Annotated in this window: 18 protein-coding genes; 3 read left to right on the top strand and 15 right to left on the bottom strand. The window is 44.2% G+C overall.

Annotation, left to right across the window (positions count from 1 at the left end; translation table 11 throughout):
* The first annotated feature begins 17 nt into the window (after window positions 1-17).
* On the top strand, window positions 18-830 hold the full coding sequence (locus tag DV872_RS16125; protein WP_114630981.1) for a nitrilase-related carbon-nitrogen hydrolase: 813 nt from the start codon (window positions 18-20) through the stop codon (window positions 828-830).
* 81 nt (window positions 831-911) lie between these two features.
* Here the strand turns inward: DV872_RS16125 and dnaJ are convergent, their stop codons facing one another.
* The 3 genes from dnaJ to grpE all read right to left on the bottom strand — a co-directional run bounded on the left by dnaJ (window position 912) and on the right by grpE (window position 4,798).
* Window positions 912-2,036, bottom strand: coding sequence for a molecular chaperone DnaJ (dnaJ, locus tag DV872_RS16120; RefSeq protein WP_114630980.1), 1,125 nt, complete (start codon window positions 2,034-2,036; stop codon window positions 912-914).
* Window positions 2,037-2,137: 101 nt separating this feature from the next.
* Window positions 2,138-4,066, bottom strand: a complete 1,929-nt coding sequence (dnaK, locus tag DV872_RS16115; RefSeq protein ID WP_114630979.1) for a molecular chaperone DnaK — start codon at window positions 4,064-4,066, stop codon at window positions 2,138-2,140.
* A gap of 108 nt (window positions 4,067-4,174) precedes the next feature.
* On the bottom strand, window positions 4,175-4,798 hold the full coding sequence (gene grpE, locus DV872_RS16110; RefSeq protein WP_114630978.1) for a nucleotide exchange factor GrpE: 624 nt from the start codon (window positions 4,796-4,798) through the stop codon (window positions 4,175-4,177).
* A gap of 258 nt (window positions 4,799-5,056) precedes the next feature.
* Between grpE and DV872_RS16105 the strand changes: the two genes are divergently transcribed.
* On the top strand, window positions 5,057-5,401 hold the full coding sequence (locus tag DV872_RS16105) for a hypothetical protein (RefSeq protein WP_114630977.1): 345 nt from the start codon (window positions 5,057-5,059) through the stop codon (window positions 5,399-5,401).
* An 84-nt stretch (window positions 5,402-5,485) separates the two neighbouring features.
* On the opposite strand, the gene DV872_RS16100 is transcribed toward DV872_RS16105, so the two are convergent.
* The 9 genes from DV872_RS16100 to ptsP all read right to left on the bottom strand — a co-directional run bounded on the left by DV872_RS16100 (window position 5,486) and on the right by ptsP (window position 17,195).
* Window positions 5,486-6,295 carry a hypothetical protein gene (locus DV872_RS16100; protein WP_114630976.1) on the bottom strand — a complete coding sequence of 270 codons (810 nt, stop codon included), beginning with the start codon at window positions 6,293-6,295 and terminating at the stop codon, window positions 5,486-5,488.
* Between the two features lie 2 nt (window positions 6,296-6,297).
* Complete coding sequence (locus tag DV872_RS16095; RefSeq protein ID WP_114630975.1) at window positions 6,298-9,660, bottom strand: hypothetical protein; 3,363 nt, start codon at window positions 9,658-9,660, stop codon at window positions 6,298-6,300.
* Window positions 9,661-9,663: 3 nt separating this feature from the next.
* Window positions 9,664-10,329: an HAD family hydrolase gene (locus tag DV872_RS16090; protein WP_114630974.1), complete on the bottom strand. Its 666-nt coding sequence runs from the start codon at window positions 10,327-10,329 to the stop codon at window positions 9,664-9,666.
* Between the two features lie 102 nt (window positions 10,330-10,431).
* Window positions 10,432-11,373: an energy transducer TonB gene (locus DV872_RS16085; RefSeq protein WP_114630973.1), complete on the bottom strand. Its 942-nt coding sequence runs from the start codon at window positions 11,371-11,373 to the stop codon at window positions 10,432-10,434.
* Window positions 11,373-11,789: a biopolymer transporter ExbD gene (locus tag DV872_RS16080; RefSeq protein WP_114630972.1), complete on the bottom strand. Its 417-nt coding sequence runs from the start codon at window positions 11,787-11,789 to the stop codon at window positions 11,373-11,375. The genes DV872_RS16085 and DV872_RS16080 overlap by 1 nt, the downstream gene beginning before the upstream one ends.
* Window positions 11,786-12,529: a MotA/TolQ/ExbB proton channel family protein gene (locus DV872_RS16075; RefSeq protein WP_114630971.1), complete on the bottom strand. Its 744-nt coding sequence runs from the start codon at window positions 12,527-12,529 to the stop codon at window positions 11,786-11,788. Before DV872_RS16075 ends, DV872_RS16080 begins: the two co-directional genes overlap by 4 nt.
* A gap of 152 nt (window positions 12,530-12,681) precedes the next feature.
* A complete protein-coding gene (locus DV872_RS16070; RefSeq protein WP_114630970.1) occupies window positions 12,682-14,100 on the bottom strand; it encodes a hypothetical protein in 1,419 nt (472 codons plus the stop codon).
* A 25-nt stretch (window positions 14,101-14,125) separates the two neighbouring features.
* Entirely contained in the window at window positions 14,126-15,472 is a 1,347-nt protein-coding gene (gene der, locus DV872_RS16065; RefSeq protein WP_230391584.1) for a ribosome biogenesis GTPase Der, read from the bottom strand.
* Entirely contained in the window at window positions 15,447-17,195 is a 1,749-nt protein-coding gene (ptsP, locus tag DV872_RS16060; protein ID WP_114630968.1) for a phosphoenolpyruvate--protein phosphotransferase, read from the bottom strand. Before ptsP ends, der begins: the two co-directional genes overlap by 26 nt.
* Window positions 17,196-17,293: 98 nt before the next feature.
* Between ptsP and DV872_RS16055 the strand changes: the two genes are divergently transcribed.
* The gene (locus DV872_RS16055) at window positions 17,294-18,214 is read left to right on the top strand and encodes a GerMN domain-containing protein (RefSeq protein ID WP_114630967.1); all 921 of its coding nucleotides are present in this window, start codon (window positions 17,294-17,296) and stop codon (window positions 18,212-18,214) included.
* 20 nt (window positions 18,215-18,234) lie between these two features.
* On the opposite strand, the gene DV872_RS16050 is transcribed toward DV872_RS16055, so the two are convergent.
* From DV872_RS16050 to rny, 3 genes are read right to left on the bottom strand one after another with little or no spacing between them, the layout of a single operon-like run.
* Window positions 18,235-19,020, bottom strand: a complete 786-nt coding sequence (locus tag DV872_RS16050; protein ID WP_114630966.1) for a TlyA family RNA methyltransferase — start codon at window positions 19,018-19,020, stop codon at window positions 18,235-18,237.
* Window positions 19,017-19,808, bottom strand: coding sequence for a TIGR00282 family metallophosphoesterase (locus tag DV872_RS16045; protein WP_114630965.1), 792 nt, complete (start codon window positions 19,806-19,808; stop codon window positions 19,017-19,019). The genes DV872_RS16050 and DV872_RS16045 overlap by 4 nt, the downstream gene beginning before the upstream one ends.
* Before the next feature lie 10 nt (window positions 19,809-19,818).
* The gene (gene rny, locus DV872_RS16040) at window positions 19,819-21,348 is read right to left on the bottom strand and encodes a ribonuclease Y (RefSeq protein ID WP_114630964.1); all 1,530 of its coding nucleotides are present in this window, start codon (window positions 21,346-21,348) and stop codon (window positions 19,819-19,821) included.
* Between the last annotated feature and the right edge of the window lie 152 nt (window positions 21,349-21,500).

Genomic DNA, 21,500 nt, shown 5'->3' with positions numbered 1-21,500 from the left:
ATATACTCAGTTTCAATATGAATGATTTCAGAATTACGGCTGTCAATATTGAGAGCATCTTCGGAGAATACAAACAAAACCTGGAAAACCATATTAAATGGATTGAAAAACACAAAGACTCCCAGCTAATCCTCTTTCCCGAGTTGAGTCTATCCGGATATTCCTCTAATCCCGAGGAACTGGATGCACTCGAAAATGAGACAGAACAGACACTGAATGAGCTCTGCGCCCGTACACATGACTTCCCTGAAATCACCGTGGCTGTAGGAACCCCGCTGTTCAAAGATCAAAAGATCTATATAGCTCATCATCTGATCAGAAACGGGGTAATTCAGCATAGCCATTTGAAGAGAATTCTGGGGCCCAGTGAAGAGAACTGCTTCAGCAGCGGCAGTCCTGCCAATGCAATAAATGAATATGAAGTACATCGGGGAATAAGAATCGGTATCGGAATACAGATATGTGCAGAGAGTCATTCTCCCGAATCCAGTGCACGCCTGGCCGACAGCGGAGCCGGTCTGCTCCTGATGCCCTTTGCCTCACCCCGTGAAACTCCAGTAGAAAAACTGACACGTTTCAAAAAATACCTCCCTGCCAGAGCCTATGACAACAGCTGTTTCCTGGCATGCTGTAATCTGATCAGAGTAGGGAGAAAAACAGGAACAGCACCGGGCGCTGCCATGATTATCGGACCAAGAGGAGACATTCTGGCCGAAACAGCCGCTTCTGAGGAAAACTCCTGCACCTCCCGGATCTCCCCTGATGAGATACTGAAGATAAAAGATTCATCCATGGGGTGGTTCCGCTCCTGGCGACATATCAAAGACTAAAAAGGCTTAAAAAAGACAAAAAAGCCCTTCCACAGCGGAAGGGCTCATATTTTCATATATCAGAAAGAGTTCAGACGATGTCTAGAGTTCTTTCAGCCTGATAGGGATTGGTTCTGATTCTTCACCGTAAAGCTCGGAGAACTGCTTCAGAATATCTTTCTGCTTAGTATTCAGCTTCTTAGGGGTCTGCACCTGAAGTTTCACATACATATCCCCTTTCCGGCCGGAACCGTGAAGAACAGGAACGCCTTCATTTCTGATTCTGAGCATTTTTCCACTCTGAGTTCCCGGAGCAACTTTAAGTTTGATTTTCTTATCATCAAGAGTTCTGACAAAAATATCTGCTCCAAGGGCAGCCTGAGAAATGGAGATGGGTAAAACACAATACAGGTCATAACCTTCTCTCTCAAAAGAATCATGATCTTTGATATGTATATATACATAGAGATCACCTGCAGGTCCGCCCTTGGGTCCGGCATCACCCTGGCTGTCCAGACGTATACGCTTGCCCGGAGCAATTCCCGCAGGAATCGTAACTTTCAGCTTCTGCTTCTCTTTTATGACCCCTTTTCCTCTACAGGATGTACAGGGATTTTCAATAATAGTTCCCTCACCATGACATGTAGAACATGGCTGGGCTATGGAAAAGAAACCTGAGCTTCGTCTTACCTGACCTGAACCACCGCATGTGGGACAGGTTTTGCTGCCTGTACCGGATGAAGCTCCTGAGCCATGACAGACATCACAGGACTGCTGACGATAGTATTCCACCTCAACCTTGTCACCGTAGACAGCATCCTTGAACTCCACTTCCATATCGTAGCGGAGATCACTGCCTCTGGCAGGACCTCTACGACCACCACGGCCTCCGCCACCCCCGCTTCCTCCAAAAAAGGAGTCGAAGATACTGGAGAAATCACCTCCGAAAATATCTTCAAAGCCGGAAAAGGCCGATGCATTGAATCCGGGTCCACCCATGTTATCCACACCGGCGAAACCATACTGATCATAGGCCTGTTTCTTCTGCTCATCCGAAAGGACCTCATAAGCTTCAGTTGCTTCTTTGAACTTATGCTCAGCATCTGTGCTGTTCTGATTTCTATCCGGATGATATTTGATCGCGAGCTTTCTATATGCTTTTTTAACTTCGTCCGGAGAAGCGTTTTTCTCGATTTCCAGAACTTCGTAATAATCCCTTTTTGACACGGGTTTCCACACTTCCTTTCACTGATAACAGCCCTGAGTATCCCAGGGCTGCCTTCAAGTGTCACCTGTCAGCCCGGAAGGGCAGGACAGGATCAAACTTTTTATTTTTCGTCGTCTACGACTTCGTAATCCGCATCTTCTGCATCAGTTTCAGCGGGCTTGGGTTCAGAAGGATCGGCTCCGGGAGCTGCTCCGCCCATATCCGGACCGGGCTGACCCTGTTCAGCAGCCTGAGACTTGTACATCTCTTCAGCCAGTTTGTAGGAAGCCTGTTTCAGCTCTTCTACCTTGGCTTTGATGGCTTCAAGGTCATCAGTTTTGATTACTTCTTTCAGTGCTTCAAGTGAAGATTCAATTTTACTTTTGTCTTCATCACTTACCTTATCACCGTAATCCTTAAGAGATTTTTCGGTAGAGTAAAGCAGGTTGTCAGCTTCATTCATGACTTCGGCTTTCTCTTTGATAGCCTTGTCCTCTTCGGCATTCATCTCCGCATCTTTCACCATCTTTTCGATTTCATCATCACTGAGACCTGAAGAAGACTCAATTCTGATTTTCTGTTCTTTACCTGTTCCCAGATCCTTGGCCGATACATGAACAATACCATTGGCATCAATATCAAAGGTTACTTCAACCTGAGGAACACCACGGGGTGCGGGAGGAATACCTACAAGGTCGAACTTTCCAAGAGTTCTGTTAGCACTTGCCATCTCTCTTTCACCCTGAAGGACATGAATGGATACTGCGTTCTGATTATCAGCAGCAGTAGAGAACACCTGGCTCTTCTTGGTAGGGATAGTAGTATTACGCTCGATCAGTTTTGTAGAAACACCACCGAGAGTTTCAATTCCCAGAGACAGAGGAGTAACATCCAGAAGGAGAATATCGTTAACATCTCCACCCAGAACACCACCCTGAATAGATGCACCCATGGCTACGACTTCATCGGGATTAACTCCCTTATGAGGGTCCTGCTGAAAAAGTTCTTTAACAAGGGTCTGAACTGCCGGGATTCTGGTAGAACCACCAACAAGGATAACTTCATCAATATCAGAAGGAGTATAACCGGCATCCTTAAGTGCTTTCTGACAGGGGATTTTTGTTCTTTCAACAAGTTCGGCTGTCATCTGCTCAAACTTTGCCCTGGTAAGATTATACTGCAGGTGCTTTGGTCCTGAAGCATCGGCTGTAATAAAAGGAAGATTGATATCTGTAGTCTGAGCAGAAGAAAGTTCCTTCTTGGCTTTTTCTGCACCCTCTTTCAGTCTCTGAAGGGCCATCTTGTCCTTAGACAAGTCTACACCCTGATCAGCCTTAAAGCTGTCAACGAGCCATTGGATGATAGTATGGTCAAAGTTGTCACCACCAAGATGAGTATCACCGTTTGTGGAACGAACTTCAAAAACACCTTCAGCCATATCCAGAATAGAGATATCAAAAGTACCTCCACCAAGGTCATATACTGCAATTTTCTGTTCTTTGTTTTCTTTTCCGAAACCATAGGACAGAGCCGCAGCGGTGGGCTCATTAACAATACGTTTAACATCAAGACCGGCAATTCTACCTGCATCTTTTGTAGCCTGTCTCTGAGCATCATTGAAGTATGCAGGAACTGTAACTACTGCTTCTGTTACAGTTTCACCCAGATAGTCTTCCGCAGTCTTTTTCATTTTCTGGAGAATAGCAGCAGAGATCTCAGGAGGAGATTGGTGCTTACCGTTTATATCCACACGGACATCACCGTTAGGACCTTTAGTTACGTTATAGGGAAGCATATGTAGTTCTTCGCCTACTTCATTATGATGCCTTCCCATAAATCTTTTAATTGAGTAGATGGTGTTTTCAGGGTTTGTTACCATCTGATTCTTAGCAGGCTGGCCAACAAGTCTTTCACCTTTATCTGTAAAAGCCACCATAGAAGGGGTAGTTCTCTGCCCTTCCTCATTCTGAATAACTACAGGTTCTCCACCTTCCATTACTGCAACACAAGAGTTGGTAGTTCCAAGGTCAATTCCGATTATTCTTCCCATATTATTACTCCTATTAATTCCTATATAAATTATCTGATGAGCTGCACTGCCTAAAAGCACCGCGCCATCTTCTGTCCGTATCATCTATAATGACGGACCTTAATATTATTATTCAGCCGCCGCAGCAGCAGGTTTCCCTACTTTGACCTTAGCAGGTCTTATCACTCTGTCATGCAGAGTATATCCGGCCTGAAAATCTTCCATAACCGTAGGAACTTCGATGTCTGATGCTTCTTCCATCATAAGTGCTTCATGTGAATTGGGATCATATTCACTGCCTGTGCAGTTCATCTTAGCAAGGCCCCATTTACTTTCAAGCATGCCTGTAAACTGCTGCTCAATCATTGAGATCCCATCTTTGAAAGAATCAAAATCATTAGAATCAGCAGAAGACTTAATTGCCCTGTCAAAGTTATCAATAACTTCGATAAGATCTTTCAGCAATTCCTGATTTCCATATCGTACAGAATCAGCCTTTTCTTTGGCCATCCGTTTTCTGTAGTTTTCAAAATCAGCATGTTTACGCAGATACTGATCTTTCAATTCACTATTTTCCTGCTTCAATGCTTCCACTGAGTCCTGCAGAAGTTCTTCATCTGATTTCTCTTCAGCTTCAGCTTCTATTGATTCATCAGTTTCAGTCAGTTCAGGCTCTTCCTTTACTGACTCATCCGCATTCACATTATCTTTCACAATGTCTTCCTGCAGATCTTCATTTTTCTTTTTTGCCACTTATTCCTTCCAGTCTCAAACAGAGATTTCGTATTTCCTGCATCAAAAATAATAAAAGAGGGGAATTAAGGTCAAGAAAAACATTGAATAAAATCAGATAATTCGTCTATGGGAAATACTTTCTAGCAGAATCATACCTTCTATACAGACTCAACGACTTATACTGGACAAAAAGAAGACAAAAAAACAATGTGTTTTTTTTCTGAAGGAGGGAAAAGTTGATTGTTTTTCTGTGACCAAACTGTTAGGATTGGTTCAATGATTAGAAATGTATTTATGAATGGAAAGATAAGCACTTTATTCGTTATGGAAGAAGAATCAAGTGTTGAATATACCCACCCTCTTGTGGAAGCACTTAAGGAACAAGCCGAAAGGATTGAACTCCTTGAAAAGCAGAATCAGGAACTCCTGAAACAGGAACAAATCCTTCTCAATCTTCTGGAAATGTCCGCCACTACAGGTGATGTCATGGCCAGAAGCCTTAAAGTTCTTCAGGACATGAGTGATGACAAAATGGATCTCGACATGAGCATGGAGATGGACATTGATATGAAAATCAATGATGAAGTCTCAAAAGAAGAACGCAGCATCGAAGAATCATAAACAAGACTGATTTTCAAAATGCCGGTATCCCCAGGAGATCGGTGTTTTTGTCCTTTTTATCGGATCAAACTATTCAACTCAGTTTTAACTGTAAATATGAAAAGATGGGGTTTTCTCCGTCATGATAATGGTCCCTCTATCCGAATTCACCCAGCGAAGATATGGCATTCCGAAAAGGTCTTCAAACATCCGGTCCAGTCCGGAGAGTCCGGCGATACCTGACTCTCTGACCAAAGCATCCATGGTGGCAAGATCAGGATGTTCATCAAGCTTCTCAAGAGCATCAAAAAAATTAATCATTCTATGGTGCATCAGCCAGGTTCTGACCTCAATCTCAGTTTCCCTTTTAAACTCATCAGCCAGTTCATTCACATCTTTTTCCATCCGAAAAGCAAGCTCAGACAATGTCACTTCATTAAGAGATCTGCTGCTCAGCATATCATTCAGCTTAAGGGAGACCGAAAGTCCTGTTCTGGGAGCGGCACGCCGTCCCGTAAATACATAAAGAATGGTTTCAAGGAGTCCCCTGACATCATCAAGGGACATGGGTCTGACTGCAGGCTGAACAGTTTTAATCAGCGAAGGATTCTCATCATGTGACATAACAGAAACTGAAGAGTCCTTCAAAACGCTCTGTTTCAGAAGATGTCCCAGAGGTGAATCAGGATAGATAAAGTAACAGATCTGCCAGTCATCCTCACCACTGATATAGTGATCCACACCTTCATCAATTAGACAGAGACGAACATTCTGCCACTCTCCCTGCAGACGGATATTCAGGGGCTTGTTTACACCGTAAATAAGCTGAAGGCATCGATGAGTTCTAACTTGACCATCATTGAGAGGGCCTACTTCCGCAAGCAGATCGTGATAAATATAACCATGGCGAAACAAAGCTAGCTCCGTGGGGTAATTTCAAGAATAAGTTCCACTTCACCCTGACTGAGTTTCAGGGTTCTGGCAATATCCTCTGTTTTCCACCCCAGTCTGGCCAGACGAAGTACGGTTTCCCTGGTATCCATATCAGGGGACCCGGCAGTTCCGGAAGCTGAATTATCACGGTCAGCCAGTCGCCCCAGCAGTTTTACCTGGTCCTGCGCCTGCTTAACCACACCATCCATTCTGGTTTCCGTACGGGCTATCCAGTCTCTGGCCTGATCAATCTTTTCGGCCTTCTCATCCAGATCAGTCAAAATCTGATCAAGGGACGCTACTTTTGAATAGACATTATCTGCAACATCCTTATTTTCAAGAAGGAATTTATTCTTCTGCTCTATATCTCTCATACGGCCGTTCAGTGGGTCCATTTCAGTCTTAAGATTCTGTATATTCTCTTTCAATGTCTCGACTGTACCGCTGAATTCATCAATCTGATCAATGGTCTTATCAACAAGACCGGCCTTCCCTTCCATTCTGACAAAACGGGAATCCAGAGCATGGTGCTGATCCTCAAGTTCTTTGACCCTGCTCTGATACTGCTGCAGCATATCGTGGAGTGAGGAGATCTGATCCATCTTAAGATCCACTGATCTTGAGAGACTGACCATGGAACTGATCTTGTCTTCCAGATCATCCACCTTCTGCTTTTCATCCATAAACCGGTTGATCTGATCAAGGATTCCCTGATACTGATTCTGAACCTTATCGAAACCGTTCTGATAATCCTTAAGGCGGTCCATATTGGCATCTACCTTCTGAATGTCCCCCTTCAGTTCCAGAATATTTCTGGACAGAGTCTCTTTCAGGCGATCGGCTTTCTCAAAGACATGGGTCTGTGCAATGAAATCCTGCTGCTTCTTCTCTATTTCTTCCAGAGTAATAGTCAGATGACGGGTATCATTCTCAACTCTGGACACCAGCCTCTTCTGGTAGGAGTCCATCTTTTCCTGAGCATCACTGACACCCTGACGCATTTCCCGAACCTTAAGCTCGGCATCATTCTGAGATTCCCGGAGTTTCTTCTGAAAATCCAGTGTGAAAAGATTATAGTCGCTGTTAAAGCGTTCAAGAGTATTTTCTGTTTTATCACTGAGATCACTCTGCAGCTGATAGACTTTCTCACTCATCCCCGCAAGATCCCGTTTCAGATCGGCCCGTTCCTCATTACTTGAAAGGATCAGCTCCTCTTTCTGGGATTTAAAATCATCTCTGAGTTCACTCAGATCGGAAGTAAATCCGTTTTTAAACTCATCCAAATTTTCCTGAACCTGAATCTCTTCATCCTTGATCTGCTGCAGCATCCTCTGCTGCCATGCGCTGACATCTCCCTGCATACTTTCGGTCAATGTGCTGAAATCCCTGCGGCTCTGATCCAGATCACTCACCATGATCTCAACTTTCTGATTGATATCCTTTTCAGAAACTTCAATACGTTCGTTCATGCCCATGCTGAGACGCTCCAGCTCACGGCTCATAAAGTCCATGGAGTCATCCCGGAGACCGGTAACAGAATTCTGCAGTTCCTCTTTATAGTTGGAAACCAGGGCATTCCCTTCATCCACACGACTGTCCAGAGACTCTCTGAAGGATTCCACCTGAGTCTGAAACTTTTCGAATTGCTGTGATACACGGGTCTGCAGTTCACCCAGCCTCTTAATAAGCTCGGCAGAACAGCTTCTTTCCATTTCAGTTCTGTCCCGGTTCTGCTGATCGGCCATATCGGCAATCTGCTGTACCAGATTTCCCTGCCAGTCTTTAAGTGAATTTTGAATACTGTCATCACGTTTCTTGAGATCTGCAAAAAAATCATCTTCAAACACCTGCAGCTGAGCCGAAACATTGTCATAAGCCCGGCTCTTGAGCTCATCGAGCCCCTGCTCCAGTTCATTCATGGCACTGCGAATCTGCTGGGCACGCTCTTCGGTGTCCCGCTCTTCATCGGAACGGATGGTCTGCATCTTCTGATCAAAAGAGGAGAACTCACCAAGAACTCTGTTGCTGATCTCATCCATACTCATACGGAGAGAAGATTCCAGAACGTCCATATCTTCCATAAACTGTTCCAGTTTCCTGAAACGGGGTGTAAAGCCGCTCTCATAGTCTTTAAGTTTATTCTCGATAGCCTTAAGAGCTTCAATCTGCAGAGTTTCGGCGGTATCTTCGATCCGGCCTGTAAATGAATCTGCAAACTCATGGAGCTGACTGTCAATGTCTGTTTTGTGGGTAATCAGTCTGCTGCTCAGGCGTTCAAGTTCCTGCTGAACCTCATCCTTCTGACGAGTCATACCGGCTCGTGTAGCAGAGAAGTCCTGCATCATGGTTTCAAGCTCTTCTTTCATGGCACCCAGAGTCTTGCTCTGATCACCGGTGGCTGCTTCAAGCTGTGTATTAAATTCATTAAGATTTTCTTCAGAATGTGCTTTCCAGAGAGTATGATTTTCATCCAGGCGTTCCATGCCGCTGTTCAGCTCATCAGAGACATCCTGATATTTACGCTCAAGTCTCTGCAGCTCAGAAGCCCAGCTGGCAGAAAGTGTATCGGTATGAGAACCCAGCACTTCTTTCAACTGAAGAAATGCATCTGATTCAAGTTCAATACCTTCGGAAGCCACCTTCTCCAGGCGTGCCATATAATTCTCTTCAACCGAAATCCACTGTCCGGTAAAGGCATCCAGCTTCTCACGGGCAATTCTGTCACGGCTCTCTAAAAGCTCATCCAGATGAGATGAGAATTCTCCAAGCTTCATTTCTGCCCCCTGCAGATCAGAGATAAACTGCCTGTAGACAGAAGTCATCTCTTCATTGAAGGATTCTTTCAGGCTGGCCATACCATTGGCATTATCCTGACGAAAGGCTTCGTGAAGGGCAGCCATTCCGCCCTGAAGTTCTTCATTTTTCTTAAGCAGATCATTAAGCCGGACACCTACAGAATCAACATATTCTGATTCCTTTTTGATACGCTGCAGATTCTCATCCACATTACTGGTGAGCAGATCAAGCTCTTCAAGGCGGCCGGTTACATTGGAAAGGCTGTTTTTCAGTGTATCCAGCTCTTCTGAACGCTCTGCTGACTCTTCATTGGCCATAACAACCCTTTTAAGGATTTCCCTGTTGGTTTTCTCCTGAACCTCAATCTCAATACTCAGATCGTGTATCTGAGTCTTTTTTTCATTTACAAGACGGTCCAGTTCATCCTTGACCCTATCTGCATACTTACGAACCTTCTCTAATGAGCGGTTATTCTTATCAAACTGTCTGTTAAGAAAAAGGACCAGCACGACAATGGCAAGTACAATAATATCCCCGATATTAAAAAGCATGTCCTACTCCTCTCTCAGAAGAAATTCTATCTTCCGGGAAAAATGCCGGTAATTACGGATTGTGAGATCGGCCTCGGGAACTTCCTTTCCCTGCCACTGAATATAAACTGTTTTCATCCCGGCGGCAGAAGCACCTATAACATCATATTTATAGCTGTTACCCACATAGAGAATCTCTTCCGGTTTGCAGCCCAGTTTTTCGGCAAGAACCAGAAAGGGTTTGGCATGGGGTTTCAGGTAACCTGTCTCTTCGCTGGACATGGCAACATCCCAGTGACCGTCCACGGAAAAATAATTAAGTTTATTACCCACAGGAAAGTCCGAAAGCACTCCCAGTCTGAGATTTCTAGCCTTCAGATCCTCAATAGCCTTCTGCAGTCCGGCATAGGGCCTGACCCTCTTGAAGACATTTTCCCACTTTTTGTAAAAGATTTTCTCAACGAGATGAGCTGTCTCCCCGGGAGTAATATTCAGCCTCTTTCCAAGAATCTCTGACTGAGTCTTCCTGAAATCGCTGATATTCTCCAGTTTGCGGAGCTCTTTTCTGGCTTCATTGAATTCCTTAACCAGAGAAAAATGAGTTATAAGAAATGGAATAGAGTGAAACACCATCCTGCGATTAGGATAAAGGGTTCCGTCAATGTCAAAAGCGACCGCTTTTATTGCCATGATTCAGTGGTACCATCCGTTTGTAATCTGTTTCTACACTACAGGAATGACGACGAATTGGCAAGCTGTTTCTCTATGAACAGCCCCCCCTCTCAAAGGCCCTTACTGAAAGCGATAAGTAAAACGTCCGTTTATTTCCCGGTCTACAGAATTGTAAAATGCAGCATTCTGAAAACCTACCTTTACAGCCTGATCCACATCAGGATTCCCTGAGCTTTTCTGGATTTCAACATTGAGTAGATCACCTTCGGGAGAGATGCTGAAAGAGAGAATAACAGGTCTCAGGTAGCCGTCAGTCTTGTAATCTGCATTCTGATAATCATAACCTGCGTCTATCAGATAATCCCAGAGAGCTCTCACATCGTCTGTAACAGGAGCATACTGCAGAGCCAGTTCTTCGTTGAATTTTTTGTAATATTTCAGGATAAAATCCTTCCGGCTTGTGCCGGGAGAATAGGAATCACCTTTCACCTTGTCAAAGAGATCCATATTGATAAATTGAGGAAGGGGCATATAGAGATATATCTCTGCTCCCAGAGAGCGGCCTACATTACCTTCCGAATTATACTGATACTCAAAGGAGTTTCCGGCTTCTTCACCCGATACAATCTGAACCTTTGGCTCTGAAGGAGTTTCTGGCTGAGTTTCTAAAGGGCTCTCTTCGGGAGAAGAGTCCTCGACCTTATCGGATGGATCAGAGAGAAGAGCTTCTTCAGTGGCGGGTCTCACCGCATCATCACTGACAGGTTCAGGTACAGATGGGGCATCAGAAGGCGAATCAGGGATATCTGAGGCCTGTGAAGGAGTAGATGAATCTTCAGGAACATCATTTACCGGCGTGTCCTCTTCAGGGAGAACAGGTATATCCTCACCCTCAGGTTCACCGAGCTTAACCAGAACCGGCCCGGAAAACTCATTCAATTCTTCTACAAACAGATAATCATAAAGCAGAACCCCGCCCACGATCAGAAGATGAAAAAGAAAAGCGGCCAGAAAACTGATCAGAGTTCTCCTGTTCTGCTTTTTCTGCTGATAGGGAGTCATCAGGGATCCTCAGATTTCTCACTGGTGACAAGGTTGACGCCGTCAAATCCCTGCCGTCTGAGTATATCCAGAATTTCAATCATCAATTGATAAGGGATATCCTTATTGCCATCCAGAACCACAACCGGAGCCTCCATATGTTCCCGTTCAATAACGGTAATCAGAGTCTCTTCAAGGGTCAGGAGAGTGCAGCTTTCTTTATTCACAAAGATATTTTCATCAGATTGAACAGTCAGACGAAGCTCGGTGATTTCCACATTTTCTGAAGTTGCCGATTCAGGCAGTTCCAGAGTAATCCCCGGTGCAGTGTTGAATACTGATGAAATCATAAAGAAAATAACCAGCTGAAACACAACATCGATCAAGGGAGTCAGATCTACATTGATATGAGGCTTAAGCCTTCTTTCAAATATCATGAACGCTCTCCCGCCGGCTCCTCTCTATGCGGTTTTTTGGGCGGCTCCGCTCTACGGACTGTGTTAGCCTCTACTCTGCGGCTTGCAGCTGAGGGCTCAGCTCTACGAGGGGGTCTGAGTGGTTCTTCTCTCTGCTGGGTACCCTTTAAAAGCAGAATCATTTCATTAACCTGGTTTTCCATATTAATCAGAATATTTTCTACTTTCTTAACTAGGTAGTTATAAAAGATTACTGCCGGGATGGAAACGATCAGACCGGCTGCTGTTGTAATCAGGGCTTCTGATATTCCTTTAGCAAGAACTGAAGGATCTCCCAGTGCTGTTCCGCCGCCCAGGATACCGAAGGACTTGATATTACCTGTTACGGTACCAAGAAGTCCCAGAAGGGGGGAAATATGGGCTATGGTTCCCAGAGGGGTCAGAAAGCGCTCAAGTTGAGGAATCTCCTGACGTGCGGCATCCTTGAGGACCTCTTTCTGAATAATTTCAGGCTGATCTCTGTGGTTGATACCTACCTTCATCAGTCCTGTGAGAGGAGACACATTACTATCACAGATAGACAGGGCTTCATCATAATGCTTTTTAGCTAGTGCACCCTTGATTCTGACAAAAAGTTTGTCCTCATCAATTCTGATCCTTTTAAAGAACAGAAGTCTTTCAATAATAATGGCTGCCGCCAGAATGGATAATCCGATGATAATCCACAGGATGATTCCGCCTTTGTCTAATATATCGAGCATAAAACTCTCCTATTCTACAGAAGTGAATAACATCACTTCCGTGTTTTTACAATTGAGCCCTAAGGGCCTAGATGGCTCAAGACTCAATACGTCCTGATGTTTCATAATTTAACGCCCCGAGAGGCTTCTTTCTATGTGCCGAATGGCATAGATTACCGTGCAAAAGTCTCAACTAATGTCTCTGTATCAATCTCCACTGCATCCTCTGCTTCAGCCTCAGGAAGCCTTTCACCAACAGAATCCATATGAGTGATCCTCTCAGAACCTGATGGCCAGGGTGAAATATAATCGGAAGCCTTTGCCTTACTCAGATGTAAATAACTCTGAGGATATCTATATTTAAGATTCTCAACCGAAGAAACAGTTCCGGTCTCCAGTACTTCCAGATGAAAATCTCCATTCTCATCAAACCAGGGAAAAAAAAGTGCCACATGGTGATACTGCCATAGTGCAGGGTCTTCTCCATAAAGGGAGTTGATTGTTCCCAGATAAAAAGATCCGGGTTCCTTTACTGCCTGAAGATAAAGCAAAGTCTTCACTTTATCCAGTCTATATCCCACATTGTCTTTGTAGTCAAAAAAAGGGACAGTTTTTACATCCATATCAAGAGGACTATCAACTGATCCTCCAGGTTCTGAAAGTCTCAGAGCTACAGCAATATTCCTGCACCAGTCCAGACCAAAATAGGGATCTCTATCCACCCGGGCACTGCTCCAGGGATTGTTCTTCCTGCTTTCAGTTTCAGTGGGCACTTTTAAGGATTCAAAATCCAGAAGTGTTTCAGCACCCCGGGACAGCAGAATTCCGTCGGCAACCCATTTTGCAAAACCTGAACAGTTTACACCCCCATCTTCTCCGCTCAGACTTCCATCTTTAATAAAGGCAAAGTTCCCGTCTGAATCCATTCCTCCGTCTTCTGTCTCAAAAAGGGAACCCATATCATTCCGAAGGGCACTCTGAAGAGCCGCAACACTTCTCCACTCGGGATAAAAAGCATCTGTAAAAATCTGATCCCAGCGGATGGTCCCTTTACTCAGAAACATAATCCGGGCAAAGGAGCTTACAGAAAGATCTTCGATGGAGACAGGAAGAACAATACCGCTGTACAGCGTCATGCCGTAGAGAGAGAGTTCAAGAGAACTCCTGTCTTCTCCAAGAGGGAATAGACGGATATAGGACATTTCGTCATTTTGAAGGAATATTTTGATCTGCAGGAACTCACCGGTCCTGAGATCTCGTTTGATGATGTAATTACCACGCCCCCACACAGGGTACTTATAGTCCAGCTCATTTTTGTATAGCAGATAGAATGAATCCTCAGATTTCCTGAGTTCAAATTCTACAGCTACCGGTGACAGGATCTGAGAATGAATCTCTTTCTGCCTTGCCAGTAACGAGTAGAAGGGGGCATTGATGGTATCGGTCATAGCCGAACGTACTTCAATATTTTCATGGAAGGATGCTCCTTCCAGAATAGCAGCTTCCTCAAGGAAGGACGTTTGAGAAAAAATAGAGATTGCCGGAAACATAAGAAAGAATATCAGATGTATTCCGGCAGACTTGCAACTCATAAACCACTCCCGGTTCTATGAATGATCAGGATCGTTCCTTTAACTCCATAGAGATAGGAATTTTGGACATTCCGTACTCTTTACGGATCTGATTCAATAGATACCTTTTATAAGAATCGGGAAATCCCTTGTCTCTATTAACAAAGCAAACGAATTTTACTGGTTGAGTTGTTACCTGAGTCAGATATAACAGCTTATATCGTCTTCCTTTTACCGAAGGAATCGGGGTAAAATCGGTCCAGCAACGGAGAGATTCGTTGAGAGCCGAAGTTTCCACCCTCTTAGTCAGCTGACGATAAACTTTTTCTGTTTCTTCCAGAAGTTTATCCAATCCGGACCCTTTCAGACCTGAAACAGCCATAACAGGGGCAAAACTCAGAATAGGAAAGAGAAAACGAACCCGTTCCACGGCCTTATCCCAGGTCTCTTTGCTTCCATCAGTGGTATCCCATTTATTCAGTACAATAACAACACCCTTGCCGTTTTTCACAATCTGCTGGGTGATTTTCTTATCCTGCTCGGTCAGCCCTTCTTCTACATCTATAAGAAGATAGACAATGTCCGACTCATCGATTGTATGAAAGGCCCTGTTAACGGAGTAATACTCCACATCTTCCACAACCTTTTTTTTCCGGCGGATGCCTGCTGTATCAAGTACACGGTACTCCCTGTTTTTATAAAGGAAACGTCCCTCAATAACATCCCTGGTTGTACCGGCGATAGGAGAAACAATGGAGTTCTCCTGACCCGTAAGCTGGTTTGTAAGTGTGGATTTACCGGAATTAGGTTTCCCCATAATGGCTATGCTGATATGGGGTTCTTTTTCCTCTTCTGCAGCACCGTTAAACAGGGAAAAATCGATCATTGAGATAATTTTATCCTGAAACGCATCCATATTTCGGCCGTGAGTGGCTGAGACAGCAATTATATGCTCAAAACCGAGGGAATAGAGATTCCAGATCTCACTCTCCTTTTCAGGATGATCCACCTTATTAACAACAAGTAGAACCTTTTTCTCATAGGGGCGAAGATTCTCAATAAAAGTCTCATCTTCACTGGTGATATCATTTACATCCATAAGAAAAAGGATAAGGTCACCTTTCTCCAGCATTTCAAGTGATTTCTGAGCAACAAGCTCATCAAACTGATCATCACGTTCCAGCTTGAAACCGCCGGTATCCATGAGCATAACTTCCTGATTATTTATAAAACAGCGTTCGGATATCGTATCCCGGGTTACTCCGGGAGTGGGATCAGTGATAGATTTTCTTTTCTTTATAATTCTGTTAAACAGGGTTGATTTCCCTACGTTGGGCCTTCCGGCAATCACTACGCGTGGGAGTCTGTTAACCCTGTCCTGTGATAAACTCAAATCGTTCCTCCATCCAGTTGCGGACATAGCGGTCTATGTCCTTAAAGCTTTTCATATCCATCAGGGTTCCGATAAATTCCTCGGATTCCAGTATGGTGGTGGAACGGATAATCCGTTTAATTTCGGGAATACCGAAAGCACTCATACTTAATTCATCCAGCCCAAGTCCCAAAAGAATAACAGTCGCCAGGGGGTCGCCGGCCATTTCGCCGCACATCCCTACGGGTATTCCCGCCTCATGACCGTTTTCTACAACCATCCTGATAAGCCGTAAAACGGCGGGATGGAATGGTTCATACATGCTGGCAATCTTCTCATTACCCCGGTCGACTGCAATGGTGTACTGGATTAAATCGTTTGTCCCAATGGAAAAGAAGTCCGCCTTCCTTGCCAGAATGTCAGATGTCATTGCTGCAGAAGGAACTTCGATCATGCATCCTACAGGGATATCCTCTGAAAAAGCAATCCCTTCAGCCTTCAGATCCTTTTTTACTGAATTTAATACTTTTATGGCACGCTCCAGCTCTTCTATACCTGAGATCATGGGGAACATGATTCTAACGGTACCGAAAGCAGAAGCCCTCAGTATAGCTCTCAGCTGAACCTTGAATATATCGACTCTCTCCAGACAGAAACGGATTGCCCGCCATCCAAGGAGAGGGTTTTTCTCATTTTTCTGAGCTATCTCACGAATAAGCTTATCTCCGCCGACATCCAGAGTTCTGATGGTAACAGATGCTCCTTCCATACCCAGAACAATTTTTTTATAGACTTCGAACTGAAGCTCTTCATCCAGCTCCTGCCCACTCTGCATAACAAGAAACTCGCTACGGAACAAACCGATTCCCGAAGCATTGTAGGCATGAACCGAATCCAGCTCATCAGGAACTTCAATATTGGCCTTAAGATCAATCTTCTTACCGTCTCTTGTCTCAGAAGGAAGATTCACCAGATTGAAAAGTTCAGATTCCCTCTTCAAATTTACAGTCTGCTTCTTTTTATATCGCTTAAGAGTCTCTTTATCGGGATTAACAATAACCAGGCCGGTCTGACCGTCTATAATCAGAAGATCTCCGTCAGAAACTTCTTTTGTTATACTTCTGAGACCTAGAATCGCCGGTATTCCGAAGGAACGGGCCAGGATAGCCGTATGGGAAGTTCGTCCCCCCGCGTCCATGGCAATCCCCTTCACCATCCATTTATTCATCAACAGTGTATCAGAGGGGAGAAGGTCGGGAGTAACAATGATGACTTCACTGGAAAGGTCGGCCAGGGATATTCGCTTACGCATCAGCAATGTATTGATGATTCTCTTGGCAACATCATTCATATCCATTGTGCGTTCCTGCATATAGATATCACCTGATGCGTTCAGCTTATTAACAAGGGCTTGAATCACACTTTGAACGATCCATTCAACATTGAACATATCTGTTCTGAGCTTCTCAAAAACCTGATCCTTAAACATTGGATCGTGAAGCATAAGTATATGAGAATCAAGGAAACGGGCTTCTTCTTCGCTGTGTTCCCTGGTAATACTTGTTTTCAGTTCTGTCAATTCTTCAGAGGCAGATTGAATAGCATTATTGTAACGCTCTATTTCAAAATCGATCTCCCGTTCAGTAATACTGTAACGGGGGACAGAAAAACTCTCTTCGTTATAAAGATATGCATTTGAGATAACAATGCCCGGAGAAGCTGAGATTCCATGAAATTCTTTCATCAGTTTAAATATATGCGACTTTCAGGACTTAGTCAAACTTGGCATTCTACTCTCTTTTCCCTTGGCAGAGCAGCCATATGATCCGATAATCACTATGTATGAGTAATAAAGAAAATCCCGTCAACAGATATAAAAAGATGACAAACCCCACTGGCAAACCAGCGAGTAATATCGCAGCTAGATCCACCGGTACACAAAACAAGCGGATAAAAGCAGCATCTACTGCCCCTAAAGGATCAAAAGCTTCCAACGGTTCAAGACCCTCAGCAACTCCGAACAGTGGAAGGACTCAGAACCGGAACGCACGGACCTACTCCCCTTCCATAGAAAAAAAAGCGATCAGCCCGGGGCAGATAATGATCATAGCTCTGCTGTCCCTGATATTTATTATTCTTCTGGCTCTTGTTTTTTTCCTCTTTCAGCCCGGTAAAATGCAGCTATGGAACAATAACACAGAAAAACAGGGAGGAGCTGTTGTCCATCGCCTAGATCCGGTTCAGGAAGAAACAGCTCTCAAACCGGAACCAATAGAGCTTGAAGAAATCAAACAGCCTGAAAAACCCAATGATGAAGATATAAGTTCCAACAGCAGGGATGCCCGAATCTATTTTGTAAAGGTAAATACTGAAGGTCTGATATCACTGAAGAGTGTCACAAGGTCAGTGGATTTCAGCAGTTCCCCGTTGACACAGACAATAAACACTCTGATCAGCGGTCCCGGATCAGATGAGATAAACAAAGGCTCCCTGACACTGATTCCCGAAGGTAGCCGTCTGTTATCTGCAAGAGTGGAAGGTGGTACGGCCTACCTGAATTTCAATGAGGCATTTCGATTCAATCCTCTTGGGAGAGAAGGATACCTTGCACAGCTCAAACAGGTCGTTTACACCTCTACCGAATTTTCAAGCATCAAAAATGTTCAGATTCTTATCGAAGGTGTTATAAGGGATTATCTTGGAGGAGAAGGGTTCTATATCGGAGAACCTCTGGGCAGAGAATCCTTTCAAAACATCCACTGACAACAATCAGTCAGATGAGCTCAGGACTTCAGGTTAAATTCCTTCTCCAGCTCTGAAATCAGAACATCAGTACCGCGAAACTTTTCTGAGTCAGAACTTACATCAAAAAGCAGTTCCTGATTTCCTTTACGCCCGGTAAGAGGAGACAGGGAAGTTCTGCAGACAAAAGCGCCTTCTTCAGCCATCTCGTCAATCACAGTCCTTGTAATTTCCAGGATCTGTATCGGATCACGGATAATACCATCAAAGTCATCATCAGGATTTTCCAGCTCAAACTGAGGTTTCATCAAGGCAATAAGACGTGACTCTTCAGTAAGACTCAGTATATGTGAAGCGGCTGACCGCAGGCTCCGGAAAGAGAGATCCGCAACCGCCCAATGGGGCTTGGGATCAAGATTCTGAACAGACATAATATTGGTCTTTTCCATAACAACTACTGCCGGATTAACTCGCAGAGAGTAGTCAAGCTGGTTATATCCCACATCAACGGCATAAACAGAGAGAGCTCCCTTCTGCAGAAGACAATCTGTAAAACCACCTGTGGAACAGCCGGCATCAAGTATCCTTTTCCCTTTCACCGGAACGGACCAGTATTCAAGAACCTTTTCCAGCTTGAATCCCCCACGGGAGACATATTTCTTTTTACTGAGTTCCAGCTTTGCATCTGAAGCAACAAGAGCCTTAGGGTCTTTTATCTTTTCACCGGAAGTAATGAGTTCACCGCACAGTATTGATGCGAAAAGTTCTTTTTCTGAATATTCCGGAAACTGCCGGGATGCAAGCTGCAGGAGCCTCTGTTTCTTCATGCCGGTGAAAGCTGCCTGATCCGACTGATGGAAACGGCCTTACCGTCTAAAAAATCTACAACGATGCCGCAGATCAGGGCCTGGTTATCAATTACGTCCATCTTGATAGGAAGCTGAGAAAGGCTTCTTCTGATACTCTGCTGTGGATCAGCACCGATAACACTACCCACCGGCCCTACCATCCCTATATCACTGATATAAGCGGTTCCTCCGGGGAGAATCCTTTCATCGGCAGTCTGTATATGTGTGTGTGTTCCAAAGAGAAGACTCAGCTGACCGTCCATATGAAGTGCAAGGGCTTCTTTCTCCAGGGGATCTTCAGCATGAAAATCAAGAATAGTAATATCCGCTTGTCCCTGAACCTTCTGAACCATTTTTTTCATAGCCTGAAAAGGACAGAAGCCATTGAATCCCATACGGGATCTGCCAAGCATATTAAAAACAGCAATCTTCTGTTTCTTCTTTTCGATAATACATTGACCATGTCCTGGAACACCGGGAGGGTAATTGGCAGGTCTGAGAAGGAATTCCTGAGAATCAAGAAAATCCAGAATCTCTTTCTTCTGCCAGATATGATTACCACTTGTAATCACATCAGCACCTGCGGAAAACAGTCTTTCCACATCTTCGGGCATCATGCCGAAACCGGCAGCTGCATTTTCACCGTTAACGATGACCAGATCTGCCCGGTGCTCTTTGATGAGTTTTTTTAATCCAAAGAAAAGCGCCCTGCTCCCGGGAGATCCAACAACATCTCCCAGAATAAGGGCGCGTAATTCATTCGCCAAAGTTCACTTCCTAACGGGCGTATTCAACGGCCCTTGTTTCGCGAATTATGGTGACCCGGATACGTCCGGGATACTTAAGTTCATTTTCAATCTGCTTTGCAATATCTTTAGCAAGGATCTGTGCTTTGGAATCATCAATTTTGTCATTATTGACCATGATTCTCAGCTCTCGTCCAGCCTGAATAGCAAATACCTTTTCAACACCCTCGAAGCTCATTGCGATCTTCTCAAGGTTTTCAAGTCGCTTGATATAGTTATCAAGAGTCTCACGTCTAGCTCCGGGTCTGGCTGCTGAAATAGCATCCGCCACCTGAACAATGATTCCCTCCACTGAAGTTATCTCAATATCATTGTGATGAGCACCTACAGCATTAATAACCCGGGGATCTTCATTCATACGTTTACAGAGTTCTGCACCCAGCTCCGCATGATTCACATCACCATCAGTTTCAAGTCCCTTACCGATATCGTGGAGCAAAGCTCCTCTCTTGGCAAGTTCTGCATCAGCACCTACTTCAGAGGCGATCATACCGGCAATGACAGCAACTTCCTTGGAATGAGAAAGTACATTCTGACCATAACTGGTTCTGAAATGCAGACGACCGAGAGCTCTGATACCTTCGGGCCGGACATTATGAATACCCAGATCGAAGAGAACCTTTTCACCCTCTTCATAAATAGTCTGACTGATTTCTTTCGTCACCTTCTGTACAACTTCCTCAATCCTTGCGGGATGGATTCTGCCGTCGGCTATCAGTCTTTCCAGAGCGATCTTAGCGATCACTTTTCTAATCGGATCAAAACATGAGATCACAACAGCTTCAGGAGTATCATCAATAATGATATCCACACCTGTCAGTGTCTCGAGAGTTCTGATATTACGGCCTTCACGACCGATGATTCTACCCTTCATTTCATCATTGGGCAGACTGACGGAAGTCACAGTAATTTCTGTGCTTACATCTGTCGCCAGACGCTGAATTGTAGTAATTATGACATCTCTGGCCTTCTTCTCAGCCGTGAGATTCGCTTCCTGTTCAATCTTATTAACCAGTGCCTGAGCATCATGTTTTGCTTCATTTTCCAGACTCTGGATAATTAATTTCTTCGCCTCGTCTTTGGTTAAACCTGAGATTCTTTCGAGCTCAGTCTGCCATCGGGATTCCTCCGCGGTAACAGATTCTTCTCTGCCTACAAGAGCCTCTTCCTGATCGTTAATCGCTGCCTGTTTCTGTTCAAGCAACGCAGTCTTTTTATCAAGGTTATCTTCTTTTTGTTGCACTCTACGTTCATATTTCTGAACATCATTGCGTCTATCCCGGTTTTCTTTCTCCAGTTGACGACGTTCCTTCATAATCTGATTCTGTGCTTCCAGCAAGATAGATTTTTTTTCTTGTTCTGCCTCTTTAACTGCGTCCTGTTTTACTCTTAACGATTTCTGCTCTGAAGAAGAGAGCTGATATCTGGCATAAAGCCATCTTATTGTCCAACCTAATACTAATCCAACGAGGGGAAGAGCTATCATATATATAAGATCCATTATTCCCCCTAATCTTACAAGATAATATGATTATATAAGTAAAGACCTATTTGTCAAGTCAAAGTATTTCCATTAAAACATCATAAATCAGCAGCTGATCACATAAGTTCTTCATTATCAATGAGAAGTAAACCAGCTGCATCTATAGAGTT

Source organism: Oceanispirochaeta sp. M1, from assembly GCF_003346715.1.
Lineage (GTDB): Bacteria > Spirochaetota > Spirochaetia > DSM-2461 > DSM-2461 > Oceanispirochaeta.
Note: the sequence above shows the minus strand (reverse complement) of the source record. Positions and strands in the feature narration are given on the sequence as shown.